The 12934-nt window shown below is 74.1% G+C and carries 12 protein-coding genes; 6 read left to right on the top strand and 6 right to left on the bottom strand.

Features of this window, described 5'->3' with window-relative positions; translation table 11 throughout:
* The first annotated feature begins 168 nt into the window (after positions 1–168).
* The 6 genes from ACGFI7_RS07965 (at position 169) to ACGFI7_RS07940 (ending at position 5685) form a co-directional block, all read left to right on the top strand.
* Positions 169–372 carry a hypothetical protein gene (locus ACGFI7_RS07965; RefSeq protein WP_393400641.1) on the top strand — a complete coding sequence of 68 codons (204 nt, stop codon included), beginning with the start codon at positions 169–171 and terminating at the stop codon, positions 370–372.
* Between the two features lie 60 nt (positions 373–432).
* A complete protein-coding gene (locus tag ACGFI7_RS07960; protein WP_393400639.1) occupies positions 433–1029 on the top strand; it encodes a DUF3000 domain-containing protein in 597 nt (198 codons plus the stop codon).
* A 45-nt stretch (positions 1030–1074) separates the two neighbouring features.
* On the top strand, positions 1075–2301 hold the full coding sequence (locus ACGFI7_RS07955) for an HRDC domain-containing protein (RefSeq protein WP_393400637.1): 1227 nt from the start codon (positions 1075–1077) through the stop codon (positions 2299–2301).
* Positions 2302–2519: 218 nt separating this feature from the next.
* On the top strand, positions 2520–3665 hold the full coding sequence (locus ACGFI7_RS07950) for a Gfo/Idh/MocA family protein (RefSeq protein WP_393400635.1): 1146 nt from the start codon (positions 2520–2522) through the stop codon (positions 3663–3665).
* Entirely contained in the window at positions 3662–4825 is a 1164-nt protein-coding gene (locus ACGFI7_RS07945; protein WP_393400633.1) for a dihydrodipicolinate synthase family protein, read from the top strand. The genes ACGFI7_RS07950 and ACGFI7_RS07945 overlap by 4 nt, the downstream gene beginning before the upstream one ends.
* Positions 4822–5685 carry a sugar phosphate isomerase/epimerase family protein gene (locus tag ACGFI7_RS07940; protein ID WP_393400630.1) on the top strand — a complete coding sequence of 288 codons (864 nt, stop codon included), beginning with the start codon at positions 4822–4824 and terminating at the stop codon, positions 5683–5685. The genes ACGFI7_RS07945 and ACGFI7_RS07940 overlap by 4 nt, the downstream gene beginning before the upstream one ends.
* A 3-nt stretch (positions 5686–5688) precedes the next feature.
* On the opposite strand, the gene ACGFI7_RS07935 is transcribed toward ACGFI7_RS07940, so the two are convergent.
* The 6 genes from ACGFI7_RS07935 to ACGFI7_RS07910 all read right to left on the bottom strand — a co-directional run bounded on the left by ACGFI7_RS07935 (position 5689) and on the right by ACGFI7_RS07910 (position 12864).
* Positions 5689–8319, bottom strand: a complete 2631-nt coding sequence (locus tag ACGFI7_RS07935; RefSeq protein WP_393400627.1) for a PEP/pyruvate-binding domain-containing protein — start codon at positions 8317–8319, stop codon at positions 5689–5691.
* Between the two features lie 74 nt (positions 8320–8393).
* A complete protein-coding gene (locus tag ACGFI7_RS07930; protein ID WP_393400624.1) occupies positions 8394–9320 on the bottom strand; it encodes an alkaline phosphatase family protein in 927 nt (308 codons plus the stop codon).
* An 8-nt stretch (positions 9321–9328) separates the two neighbouring features.
* Positions 9329–10102, bottom strand: coding sequence for a sugar phosphate isomerase/epimerase family protein (locus ACGFI7_RS07925; RefSeq protein WP_393401890.1), 774 nt, complete (start codon positions 10100–10102; stop codon positions 9329–9331).
* Positions 10103–10118: 16 nt separating this feature from the next.
* Positions 10119–11111, bottom strand: coding sequence for a LacI family DNA-binding transcriptional regulator (locus ACGFI7_RS07920; RefSeq protein WP_393400621.1), 993 nt, complete (start codon positions 11109–11111; stop codon positions 10119–10121).
* A gap of 66 nt (positions 11112–11177) precedes the next feature.
* Positions 11178–12140: a hypothetical protein gene (locus ACGFI7_RS07915; RefSeq protein WP_393400618.1), complete on the bottom strand. Its 963-nt coding sequence runs from the start codon at positions 12138–12140 to the stop codon at positions 11178–11180.
* A gap of 157 nt (positions 12141–12297) precedes the next feature.
* Positions 12298–12864, bottom strand: coding sequence for a TetR/AcrR family transcriptional regulator (locus tag ACGFI7_RS07910; RefSeq protein WP_393400616.1), 567 nt, complete (start codon positions 12862–12864; stop codon positions 12298–12300).
* Positions 12865–12934 lie beyond the last annotated feature (70 nt).

Raw genomic sequence — 12934 nt, 5'->3', positions numbered from 1 at the left:
GGCTGGTTGCCGGTCCCAAGGGGGCCAATTGTCGGCAAAGGCACCGCGCGGCATCGATTCGGCATCCACTTTCGGGACACGCCGAGCGCGTTGCGCGGAAATGTCAGTCGCTCGTGCCAACGTCGGAGCCACGACCCGAAGAAAGGCCCCGGTTCGATGACTGGTGCGATGACAGCGTTGTGGAGTTCCGCGGAGTGCCGCAGCGGGCACTGCGCGTCCTGCGCCGGAGAGCGGCTGTTCGAGCAGCCCGGCTGCGCCGACGGGCACGAGCCCGGCGAGTGCCCGGAGTGGGCCTGCGTCTCGTGCGGCCACGCCGTCATCCTCGGTTCTGCCCAGACCACTCGCCCGGTCCGCCAGCTGGCGACGGTGTGACCGCGCACGATGAGCACCCCCGTGGTCCCCTTCCGCCCCGCTTCGACCTACTCTTCGACTATGACCCTCGGTGACCGGCCGCCGGCCCCCGCGGCGTTCCGTCGCGCGGCCGAGAGCCTGCGGCTGGCCGAGGTCAGGCCGGAGATCGAGCTCGAGGAGCTGCCCGCCCCCCAGCGCCTGGCCCCCCACTCGGCGGCCATCGGCGCCTCGGTCTACCGCGACGACGACGAGCTCGCGGTCGGCCGCCTGATCCTGCTCTACGATCCAGACGGCCAGCGCGGCTGGGACGGCCCGTTCCGGCTCGTGGCCTACGTACGGGCCGACATGGAGCCGGAGATCACCTCCGACCCGCTGCTCGGTCCGGTGGCGTGGAGCTGGCTGACCGAAGCGCTCGACGCCCATCACGCCGACTACTCCGCCGCCGGCGGTACCGTGACAAGAGCGGTGTCCGAGGGCTTCGGCAACAAGGCCGACGACCCGGTCACCACCGAGCTCGAGTTGCGGGCGTCCTGGTCCCCCGCGCAGGAGGACCTGTCCGGGCATGTCGCCGCCTGGTGCGACCTCATGTGCGTGGCGGCCGGGATCCCGCCGCTCCCCCCTGACGTGGCCGCCATGCCTCGCAGACGCGAAGATCCGGAGAGTGACCGAACGACGTGAGGGCACCAGACAACACAGCAGCGGTGTCATGAGGGTGGTGACCTCGTGACCGAAGAGCGAACCGTCGTCCCGCTCCTTGAGCCGCGCGACGGCATCCCGCCGATCGTCGCCGACCCTGACGCCTACGCGCGCACCGTCGAGGCGTTCGCCTCCGGCGCGGGGCCGGTGGCGGTCGACGCCGAGCGCGCCTCGGGCTACCGCTACGGCAACCGCGCCTACCTCGTGCAGTTGCGCCGCGACGGCGCCGGCACGGCGCTGATCGACCCCGTCGCCTGCCCCGACCTGTCGGCGCTCGACACGGCCGTCGCCGAGGCGGAGATCGTGCTGCACGCCGCGTCCCAAGATCTGCCGTGCCTGCTGGAGCTGGGGTTCCGGCCGCGCTACATCTTCGACACCGAGCTGGCCGGCCGGCTGCTCGGCTACGAGCGGGTGGGGCTCGGCACGATGGTGGAGACCGTGCTGGGGCTGCGGCTGGAGAAGGGCCACTCGGCCGCCGACTGGTCGACCAGGCCGCTGCCCGAGGCGTGGCTGCGCTACGCCGCGCTCGACGTGGAGGTCCTGGTGGAGCTCCGCGACGCGCTCCACCGGGAGCTGACAGAGTCCGGCAAGCTGGAGTGGGCGCGCGAGGAGTTCGAGGCGGTGCTCAACACGCCGCCGCCGGTGCCGCGCGCCGACCCGTGGCGGCGCACCTCCGGCATCCACAAGGTGCGCAACGTGCGCGCGCTGGCCATCGTGCGCGAGCTGTGGACGATGCGCGACCGGATCGCCCGCGAGAACGACCTGGCTCCGGGCCGGGTGCTGCCCGACGCGGCGATCGTGACGGCCGCGCTGGAGGGCCCGCGCACCAAGAAGGCGCTCACCGAGATCTCCGCCTTCACCGGGCGCAGCGCCCGCCGCCACATGAACGACTGGCTGGCGGCCGTGGCCAGGGCCCGCGCCCTGCCCGACAGCCAGCTCCCGCAGCCGAGCACGGCCGGTGACGGGCCGCCGCCGGCCAACCGGTGGCCCGACCGCGACCCCGCGGCGGCCAAGCGGCTCGCGGCGGCGCGCGCCGTGGTCGCCGCACTGGCCGACGAGCACCACATGCCCATGGAGAACCTGTTGCAGCCCGACGCGGTGCGCAGGCTCACCTGGGAGCCGCCCGAGCTGATCACCGACGAGAGCGTCGGCGCCCGGCTGCGCAAGCTGGGCGCCCGCGAGTGGCAGCTCGCCCTCACCGCCCGCCCCCTCGCCACGGCACTGGCCAGGCTGGAGCCCCTGAGCGAGCCCTGACAACCCCTCCAGGCCGGGGCCCCTGAGCGAGCCCTGACAACCCCTCCAGGCCGGGGCTCGTGAGCGAGCCCTGACAACCCCTCCAGGCCGGAGTCCGTGAGCGAGCCCTGGCGGCCTCTACCAGGCTCTATCGAGCTGGAGTTCCGTGGAGCGGCTCTTGACGCCTCAGGCAGCTCCGCCGTACGGTTCGGGAAAGCGCTTTCCGTGAAAGGATCCCCATGAGCGTGCGCACCATCGGCGTCGTGATGAACGGCGTCACCGGACGGATGGGCTACCGCCAGCACCTGGTCCGCTCCGTCCTGGCGATCAACGAGCAGGGCGGCGTGACGCTCTCCGACGGCAGCCGGGTGACCCTGCGGCCGGTGCTGGTCGGCAGGAACGCCGACAAGGTCGCCCGGATCGCGGCCGCCCACGGCATCCCCGACCACACGACCGACCTCGACGCCGCGCTGGCCGACGACGACAACCTCGTCTACTTCGACGCCCAGGTCACCTCGGCCCGGGTCAAGGCCGTGCTGAAGGCCATCGACGCGGGCAAGCACGTCTACGCCGAGAAGCCCACCGCCGAGTCGGTGCAGGAGGCGGTCGCGCTGGCCGAGGCCGCCACGGCCAAGGGCGTCAAGAACGGCGTGGTGCAGGACAAGCTGTTCCTGCCGGGCCTGCTGAAGCTCAAGCGGCTGGTGGACGGCGGCTTCTTCGGCCGGATCCTGTCGGTGCGCGGCGAGTTCGGCTACTGGGTGTTCGAGGGCGACTGGCAGGAGGCGCAGCGCCCGTCGTGGAACTACCGGGCCGAGGACGGCGGCGGCATCGTGCTCGACATGTTCCCGCACTGGCACTACGTGATGGAGAACCTGTTCGGCCGGATCACGTCGGTGTACGCGCACGCCACCACGCACATCCCGGAGCGGGTGGACGAGCGGGGCCGGCGCTACGCGGCCACGGCCGACGACGCCGCCTACGGGATCTTCGAGCTGGAGGGCGGCGCCGTCGCGCAGATCAACTCCTCCTGGACGGTCCGGGTCAACCGGGACGAGCTGGTGGAGTTCCAGGTGGACGGCACGCACGGCAGCGCCGTCGCCGGCCTGCGCAACTGCCGGGCGCAGCACCGCGCCGCCACCCCCAAGCCGGTGTGGAACCCCGACCTGCCGGTGACCGCCCGCTTCCGTGACGACTGGCAGGAGGTCCCGGACAACGCCGAGTTCGACAACGGCTTCAAGATCCAGTGGGAGCTGTTCGTCCGTCACGTGCTGGAGGACGGGCCGTTCCCGTACGATTTCGCCTCGGGCGCGCGCGGCGTGCAGCTGGCCGAGCTGGGCCTGCGCTCGTCGGCCGAGGGGCGCAGGATCGAGGTGCCGGCACTGTGAGGATCGACCTGCCCGGCGGCCCGTACACGCTGCGCGAGCCGGTGACGTGGCCGTCCGGCGGCGGCCCGGCGACCAGCCGCGTGGTGTACGCGGCCGCGCACGTGGTGGCCGACCCGCTGGGTGACAACACCCCGGGCGCGCCGGCCGCCGTCGACTGGGACGCCACCTTGCGCTTCCGCCGCCATCTGTGGTCGTACGGGCTGCGGGTCGCGGACGCGATGGACACCGCGCAGCGCAACATGGGCCTGGACTGGACCGCCACCCGCGAGCTGATCAGGCGCAGCGCCGCCGAGGCGGGCACGCTGGGCGACCCGGCGGAGCTGGTCGCGTGCGGCGCCGGCACCGACCACGCGCCGGACGCGGCCGACCTGGACACGATCACCGCCGCGTACGCCGAGCAGCTGGAGACGGTCCAGGAGACCGGCGCCGGAGTGATCATCATGGCGTCCCGTCAGCTCGCCGCGGTCGCCACAGGGCCGCAGGACTACCACCGGGTGTACGGGAAGCTCTTCGGGCTGGCCGACCGGCCGGTGATCCTGCACTGGCTGGGCGAGATGTTCGACCCGCGGCTGGCGGGCTACTGGGGGTCGCGCGACGTCGCGGCGGCCACGGAGTCGTTCCTGGAGCTGGTGCACGCGCACGCCCCGATGGTGGACGGGGTGAAGGTCTCGCTGCTGGACGAGGCGCACGAGGTGCGGCTGCGCGCCGCGCTGCCCGCGGGCGTCAGGCTCTACACGGGCGACGACTTCAACTATCCGTCGCTGATCAGAACGGGTTCGCACGCGCTGCTGGGCATCTTCGACGCGATCGCGCCGGCCGCCGCCGCGGCGCTGCGGGCGCTGGACGCCGCCGAGTCCGCCGCCGACGAGCGGGACAGGGACCGGCTGCTGGCCTCGTACGAGGAGATCCTGGCGCCGACGGTGCCGCTGTCGCGCAAGATCTTCGAGACGCCCACGTTCCACTACAAGACCGGGATCGTGTTCCTGGCCTGGCTGAACGGTCACCAGGACGCGTTCGCGATGGTGAACGGCGCGCAGTCGGCCCGGTCGCTGACCCATTTGACGGAGGTGTTCCGGCTGGCCGACCGGGCGGGGCTGCTGGCCGACCAGGAGCTCGCGGTGCGCCGGATGCGGGCGCTGCTGGAGGTGAACGGGCTGTGAGCCTGTCGCTGAACCAGTGGACGACGCGGCGGTGGTCGCTGCCCGAGGCGGTGGACGGCTGTGCCAGGCACGGTCTGGAGGCCGTCGGCCTGTGGCGGGAGAAGGTGGCCGAGACGGGCCTGGCGCGCAGCGCCAAGCTGGTGCGCGAGGCGGGGCTGCGGGTCTCGTCGCTGTGCCGGGGCGGTTTCCTGACGGCGGGCGGGCTGCCCGGCGAGGAAGGCCGGCGGGCGTTCGCCGAGGCGCTGGAGGACAACCGGCGAGCCGTGGACGAGGCCGCCGAGCTCGGCGCGGCCTGCCTGGTGATGGTGGTGGGCGGGCTGCCCGGGGTGCGCCCTGGCGAGCCGCTGCCGGCCGGGTTCTCCCGTGACGTGGCCGGGGCGCGCGAGCGGGTGGCCGAGGCGCTCGCCTCGCTGGCGCCGTACGCGGGAGAGCGCGGGGTGAAGCTGGCCCTGGAGCCGCTGCACCCGGTCTACTGTCCGGACCGGGCCGTGCTGTCCACGCTCGGGCAGGCGCTCGACCTGGCGCTGGCGTACCCGGAGGAGCAGGTCGGGGTCGTGGTCGACACCTTCCACGTGTGGTGGGACCCGGCGCTGTACGAGCAGATCGGCAGGGCGGGCCGGCGGATCGCGTCCTACCAGGTGTGCGACTACCTGCACCCGCTGCCCGCCGACGTGCTGCTGGGCCGGGGCATGATGGGCGACGGGGTGATCGACTTCCCGCCGATCAGCCGGGCGGTGGCCGCCGCCGGATACGCCGGTGACGTCGAGGTGGAGATCTTCAACGCCGACGTCTGGGCGGCGGATCCGGACGAGGTGGTGGCCACGATGAAGGAGCGCTACGCGAGCGTGGTGACGGGGTGACGCTCACTCGTCGACGGTGACGGTGCCGGCGGCGCCGTTCATCGTCACCGTGTCGCCGGAGTGGATGCGGTGGGTGGCGTCGGGGACGCCGACCACGGCGGGGATGCCGTACTCCCGCGCCACCACCGCGCCGTGCGACATGGCGCCGCCCATCTCCATGACCAGGCCGCCCGCGGTGAGGAACAGCGGGGTCCAGCCGGGGTCGGTGGACGGGCAGACGAGGATCTCGCCTGGCTCCAGGCGGGCGCCGACCGGGTCGAGCACGACCCGGGCCGTCCCGGTGACGGTGCCGGACGACGCGGGCGTGCCGATGATCGCGCCTTCGGGCACCCCGATCCTGGCCACGGCCTCGGGTTCGGTGCCGTCCGACAGCATGATCCGCGGCACGTGCCTGCGCCGCCGCTCCCGCTCGCGGACCTCCCGGCGGGCGGCGACGGTCTCCCGGAGCCCCTCGCCCGTGCCGGCCACGGCGGCGTCCAGCTCCGCGTAGTCCAGGAAGAACACGTCGTCAGGCGCGTCCAGCACGCCCTCGCCGGTCAGGTGGCGGCCCACCTCCAGCATGCTCGCGCGTACCCCTGCCAGGACCTTGACCAGGTAGAACTTGGGCAGCTCGCGCAGCCCCACGAGCCGGCGGGCCCGGCCCAGGGCGAACCGGACGACAGCGGCCCGGATCCGGCCCCGGCGGCGGGCGGCGGCCACGGCGTCCTCCACGGCCTGCCGGGCGGCCGTCTCGCCCTTGGCGAACAGCGCGTCGGGGGCGAGTCCGGCGCCGGTGTCCATGCGCAGGTAGTTGGAGAGCGCGCCGAGGATGTGGCCGGGCTCGTCCGACCAGCGCGGCACGCCGAGGTCGATCTCGGCGACGCCGCGGTGCCCGTACACGTCGAGGAAGGCCGCGATCTCGCGCTGGGCCGTGGGAGGCAGCGTGCCTGCGCGGTAGCGGCGGACCAGTTCGTCCACCGGCTCGCTGAGGAACGGCTCCGGCTCGATGCGGGTGGCGAGCAGCCACAGCTCCAGGTCCATCTCGGTGGTCGGGTTGTTCGGGACGCTGCGGAGCACCTCCTGCAGCTCGCCCAGCGGGGTCCCGGACAGCTTCGCCGCCAGCCCGTACAGGCCGTAGCCGGTGAGCGCCATCGGCATGATCGACACGATGGCGGGGAAGGCGGTGGAGAGCAGCCGCTCGGCGTGCCGCAGCCGCTCCCCGGGGGTGGCCGTCGCGGGCGGCGCGAGGTGCGCGTCGAGGTCCTGGCCGAGCTTGCGGGTGTACGCGAGCGCCCGCTCCGGGCGGGTGAGCGCCTGGAACACCTTGGCGGGCACCCGCCGCCGGCGGGCGAACCCGGCCACGGCGCGCAGGAACGGGCGGCGCGAGGTGTGCACCATCGACAGCCGCGGGTCCTCGATCAGGTCGCGCACCAGCGCCTCCGCGCGGGCCTCGCCCACCCGCAGGATCCGGGGCGCGATCACCCGGCCGACCCGGCTGCGCAGCGGCGCCGTCATGTCGATCCAGAGCCGCTCCCCCGCCGCGTGCAGCACCGGCGGCCCCTCGCGCGGGTCGGCGGGCGGCCGCCCGAACGCGGTCGCCGCCCCCGCGCCCAGCAGCTTGATCGACGCCACGCCCAGCGGCGTGATCGGCCCCATGACGCCCTGCGCCACGTTGACCGAGATGTACACCCGCAGGCCGTCGCCCCGGGGCTCGGGCAGCGGGTGCAGGGTGGTGATCGGCCTGGACTGGGTGAGCCAGAGCTCGCCGTCCGCGTCGATCGCCCACTCGGTGTCCTGCGGCGCGCCGTAGTGCTCCTCGACCCGCGCGCCGAGCGCGGCCAGCGCCCGCACCTGGTCGTCGGTCAGGCACAGCCCGCCGGGCTCGGGCGTGTCGACCCGCTCGGTGCCGCCTCCCGGCAGCGCCCGGATGAGCAGCCGCTGGTCGCCCGCGCGGCGCTCACGGATCTCTCCGGTGCGGGCGTCGGCGACGAACCGGTCGGGGTTGACCGCGCCCGACACGACGGCCTCGCCGAGACCGCGGGCGGCGTCGATGACCGCCTCCCGCCGCCTGCCGGTCACCGGGTTCGCGGTGAACATCACGCCGGCCACCCGGGCGTCCACCATCGCCTGCACCACGACGGCCAGGCTGACGGCGGCGTGGTCCACGTCGTTGGCCTCGCGGTAGGCGACGGCCCGGTCGGTCCAGAGCGAGGCCCAGCAGCGGCGCACCCCGTCGAGCACCTGCTGCGGGCCGGTCACGTTGAGGTAGGTGTCCTGCTGGCCCGCGAAGCTGGCGAACGGCAGGTCCTCGGCCGTCGCCGACGACCGCACCGCCACCGGAGCCCAGCCGCCCTCCACCGCCGCGCCCGCCGTCTTCGAGAGCTTCTCGTACGCGTCCGTGACGGCCTGGGCGATGTCCGGCGGGACGGGGGCGGCGAGCAGCCGCTCGCGGACCTTCGCCGCGAGCCCGTCGCCGCCCGCGGCGATCAGCCCGTCCAGCCCCGCCTCGTCGGCGACCCGCCGGTAGGCGTCGGTGGTCGCCACCAGGCCCGGCGGGACGGGCAGGCCCGCGCCGATCAGCTCGCCGAGATTGGCGGCCTTGCCTCCCGTCTCCGCGAGCATGCCGCCGTGCACCTGGGAAAGGTCAAGCACCATCGGTCCTCCCGCCCCTCGTCCGGTTGATTCGAGTCTTCACCTTCGGGGCGGGAAATTCAACAATTGATGAACATTCAGATGACCAGAGGAACTCCGTCCAGGTCCCAATCGAGATCCACCGGGATGCCCAGCTCGGCGAGCGCCGTCGGGCCCACGTCCACCAGCCGGGGCCGCACCAGCGACAGCCCGCCCAGGTCCGAGCCCAGCCGGGCGGCGATCACGAACACCCGGCGCTCCTCGTCCGAGGCGCCGCCGTGGCCGCCCTGGTCGACGTGGCCGTGGTCGGTGGTCACCAGCACCGTCCAGCGCTCCTCCCCGTACGAGGGACGGGCGCGGACCGCGTCGACGAAGCGGCCCAGGGCGGCGTCCTGGGCCATCAGCGCGGCGGTGTACTCGGGGCAGAGCGGCCCGAGTTCGTGCGCCACCTCGTCGGTGTCGCCCAGGTAGACGAACGACAGGTCGGGCCCGGCCTCCGCCAGGTGGCGCTCGGCCTCGGCGGCGACCCGCTTGTCGGCGCCGGCGAAGGTGAGCGCGTATCCGTCGAGCACGAGGCGGTGGCCGATCTCGCGGCCGAAGGCGCCGTGCTCGTCGAGCGCGGCCCAGGAGAAGAACGCCGCGGTCGACAGGCCGGGCCGCGCCTCCTGTGCCCGCGTCAAGAAGTCCGGATATTTCGTGAACTGGGCTCCTGCGAACCCGTTGTCCACCACGCCGTGCTTGTCCGGCCACACCCCGCTGGCGATCGACGACCATCCCGGGCCGGAGTCGGTCCTGGCCCTGATCACCCGCTCGCCGGGCGGCGCCGGCTCCGCCGGTGGCTCCGGGACGACCTCGCCGGGGGACTCGGTGCGCGGGGCCGCTTCTTCCCCGTACGGCAGCAGGCTCGTGCCGTACGCGCCCGCGGACATCAGCGACGTCAGGACCGGCGGGCGCAGCGCGCGCAGCCGGTCGAAGCGCAGGCCGTCCATTCCGACGACGAGCACCTTCTTGTGAACCTGGGACATTCCACTATCTAAGCGCCAAATCGCCGAACCCACACGGCGGCCCCCGGCAAGATCTCCTCCACCGGCGCGACCTGCGGATACCAGGTGCGCTCCCACTCCAGCGACACCCAGCCCCGGTAACCCGCCGCGCGCAGCAGCTCGCCCGCCTCGTCCAGCGGCACCGAACCGGACCACATCGGCACCGGGGTCGTGTCGGTGGCCGAGACCGCGTCCTTGATCTGCACGTAGGCCAGGTAGGGGCCGAGCGCGGCGAGCGTGGCGGCCGGCGGCTCGCCGTTGCGCCACGGGTGGAGCACGTCCCACAGCGCGCCGGTCGTCGCGGGCGTGCCGGCCTCGGCCAGCAGGGCGGCCACCGCGGCCCCGGTCGCCATCTGGTCGTGGGTCTCCACCAGCACCCGCACGCCCAGCTCCGCCGCCGTACCGGAGACCGCCTCGATCCGGCGCGCGCCCACGGCGGGGTCGTCGCCGCGCGGGAACACCCGCACCCCCGGCGCGCCCAGGTCGGCGGCGAGCTCCAGGTCGGCGCGGAGCGCCCCGGCCACCGCGTCGTCGTCCCCCGGCGCGCAGACGCCGACGTATCCGGCGAGCGCCGCGATCTCCAGCCCCGCGTCCTCGACCCGGCGCCGCACCGACGCGCGCTCCCCGCGGCCGAGCCCGGCGTGCACCCCGGTGTCGGGGTGCAGCCGCAGCTCCAGCCCCGCGCATCCGGCCCGGCGGCCGAGCTCGATCGCCTCGTCGAGGCCGGCCCCGGGCATGCCCAGGGTGCTGAAGGCCAGTCGCATCACGCACGCTCCCCCGTCATCGCAGGTCTCTCACGCTCTCGCGGAGCACGACCTCGCCGGCCACCTGCTCCACCACCACGCCCTCGTCCGTGGTCAGCGCCAGCTCCAGGGCCCGTGCGCCCATGTCCTTCAGCGGCAGCCGGACCGTCGTCAGCGCGGGCACCTGATCACGCAGCGTGGCGATGTCGTCGAACCCGGCCACCGACACGTCCTGCGGCACCCGGACGCCGCGCTCCCGGTAGGCCGCGAGCGCCCCGACGGCCATCACGTCGTTCACCGCGAACACGCAGGTGGCGTCGCCGGTGCGCTGGGCCGCCGCGTAGCCGCCGTCGCGGTCGAACGGCCCGTGCACGACGAGCGGCTCCGGCAGCCCGAGCTCCCGCAGGGCCGAGGCGAACCCGGCGCACCGGTCGGCTGCCGTCATCAGGTGGGGCGGCCCGGCGAGCACGGCGAAGCGGGTGTGGCCGAGCCCGGCCAGCGCGCGGGCCAGGGCGGCGGCGCCCTCCCGGTTGGCGGGCGCGACGGTGTTCGCGCCCAGCATGTCCTGGCCGACGCAGGCCACCCGCCCGCCACCCGCGCGGTACGAGTCCAGCTCGGCGATCAGGCGGCCGGTGACCTCGGGGTCGGCCACCCGCGACCCGGCGAGCAGGACGGCGCGGACCCGCTGCGCGTGCAGCGCGGACACGTACGCGATCTCCTGCTCGGGGTCGCGGTGGGTGGTGCCGACCATCACCAGCAGCCGCTCGCCCGCGGCGGCCCGCATGGCGCCGTCGGCCAGCGCCGCGAAGTAGGGATCGGTCAGGTCGTGGACCACGATGCCGATCACGTTGCTCGCCCCCCGGGCGAGCGTCTGGGCCGCGGTGTTGGCGCGGTAGCCCAGTTCGTCGGCGGCGCGCTCGACGCGCACCCGCAGCGCCGCGCCCACCTGGCGGGTGCTCCCGTTGAGCACCCGCGAGGCGGTCGCGAGTGAGACGCCCGCCTGCTTGGCGACGTCTTCCAGCGTGACCACGAGACCCCCCAGGAAAGCGGATTCCAGGATGCCCGACGAGCACCCGGAACCGCATCCTTACATGTCTCAGGCCCAGGGGAACAGGATGTCGAACAGGCCCCGCCTGGTCTCCTCCGGCTCCGGCGCCTCGGTCGGGGTTTCGCCGACCGGGTCGCCCGCGGTGTCCTCCTCCGTCTGCCGCGGTTCGGGCCGGGCGCTGGTCTCGGCCTCCTTGATCTCGTCGACCGGCGACCGGGTCTCCCGGCTCGTCGGCTCGGACTGCGGCTCGGCGGTCCGGGTGCGCGTCCGGGTGGGCCGCGGCTCGGGGTCGGTCTCCTCGGCGGCCGTGCGGGTCGGGCGCACCCGGGTCGTCGGCGGGGTGGTGGCCGGGGTCTCGGACCTGGTGGCCGACGGCTCGGGGGTGGCCGTGTCGATCGCCTCGTCGATGGGGGCGTCCGCCTCGGGCTCCTCGTCGGCCGAGGGGGTGCTCAGGTCGCCGACGCCGGCGCACCGCCCGCCCGCGCACGGGTCGTCGGCGGTGGCGCCGGTGAACATCCAGCCCGCGCCCACGCCCAGCACCACCACGGCCGCGGCGGCCGCGAGCAGCAGCCTGGTGCGGCGGCGCACCTCGCCCTCGCGGTGGTCGTCCTCGGTGGCGCCGGTCCAGCCGGAGCCCAGGAAACCGGCCCTGGGCTGCTCCTCCGGCTCCTCGTAGGCCCGGTCCAGCGGCAGGTAGCCGTCCACGTCCTCGCCTCGGCGGGGATCGCTCGGCTCGTCACCGGTGTACGCCGGAGCCTGGGAGTCGTCGTACGAACCGGTCAGTCCCTCCTCGTACACGCCTTCCGCGTACGCGGGCTCGGCCTGCGGCTGGGAGGGGGCGGCGTTGTCCGGAGGCAGGATGTACGTGTCGTTGCCCGCGACCTGGACGGCGGGCTGCTCGTCGGTGTCGTCCGTGCTCCAGCGCGGGGACAGGACATCGCCGGTCAGATCCGGGTTCCCCGGCCGCCCCTGCCCGTCGTCGAAAGACCTGTCGTTCTCATCGCGCGCCACGCTGAAACCTCTCACAAGTACGAATACGGAGTGCAACCTTTCCTAACAGATTTAACCAACATCTGTCCGGAAATTTCACATGTTTCCCGAAGACTACGTAGCGTCACATACGCCCCTGTAGTGCTCTTGTGTCCCTTGTGACGCGGAGGCCCGCCGGTCAGCGGACGGCGGCGAGAAGGGCGTCGAGCGCGGCCTTGACGCGCTCGGGCGTCACGTCCTCGCGCAGCCGGTGCGCCAGCAGCGGCGCGGCGAAGGGGGCGAGCAGCGCGTCGGCCAGCGGGGCGGCGTCGGCCCCCGGCGCGGCCTGGGCGACCAGCATCGCCAGGTGGGCGTGGTGGGCCCGGTAGGCGCCGCCGAACCGGGCCATCGGCGCGGCGGTCTCGGCCATCAGCAGCAGGTCGAGCTGGTCGACCGTACGTTCCAGCAGGGCGTGCAGGAAGGCGCGGATGCGCTCGCGTGGCTCGGCCCCCGGCCCGAGCGGCGGCGGCCCGGCGATGAAGGCTTCCTGGAACTCCCGCTCCCGCGCGTCGATGAGCGCGTACGCGAGCCCGGAGCGGTCGCCGAAGCGGCGGTAGAGCGTGCCGACGCCGACCCCGGCGGCGGCCGCGACCTCGGCCATCGACAGGCCGCCCACCCCCCGCTCGGCGACGATGCCGGCCGCGGCGGCGAGGATCTTCGCCCGGTTGCGGGCGGCGTCGCTGCGCTCGCGTCTCACGGCGTCCATCCTCCCACCCGAGACAAACGGAATGCGTTCCGGCTACTATCTCAAGCGGAACTGATTCCGCTTTATTGGA

Origin of the sequence: Nonomuraea sp. NPDC048826 (assembly GCF_043198225.1) — a bacterium.
Taxonomy (GTDB): Bacteria; Actinomycetota; Actinomycetes; order Streptosporangiales; family Streptosporangiaceae; genus Nonomuraea.
This window is presented reverse-complemented; position numbering and strand designations above follow the sequence as displayed.

Excerpts from the sequence above, each read along its gene's own strand:
- ACGFI7_RS07965 (WP_393400641.1), top strand. The coding sequence starts at position 169 with ATGACAGCGTTGTGGAGTTCCGCGGAGTGCCGCAGCGGGCACTGCGCG.
- ACGFI7_RS07960 (WP_393400639.1), top strand. The coding sequence starts at position 433 with ATGACCCTCGGTGACCGGCCGCCGGCCCCCGCGGCGTTCCGTCGCGCG.
- ACGFI7_RS07950 (WP_393400635.1), top strand. The coding sequence starts at position 2,520 with ATGAGCGTGCGCACCATCGGCGTCGTGATGAACGGCGTCACCGGACGG.
- ACGFI7_RS07935 (WP_393400627.1), bottom strand. The coding sequence starts at position 8,319 with ATGGTGCTTGACCTTTCCCAGGTGCACGGCGGCATGCTCGCGGAGACG.
- ACGFI7_RS07930 (WP_393400624.1), bottom strand. The coding sequence starts at position 9,320 with ATGTCCCAGGTTCACAAGAAGGTGCTCGTCGTCGGAATGGACGGCCTG.
- ACGFI7_RS07925 (WP_393401890.1), bottom strand. The coding sequence starts at position 10,102 with ATGCGACTGGCCTTCAGCACCCTGGGCATGCCCGGGGCCGGCCTCGAC.
- ACGFI7_RS07910 (WP_393400616.1), bottom strand. The coding sequence starts at position 12,864 with ATGGACGCCGTGAGACGCGAGCGCAGCGACGCCGCCCGCAACCGGGCG.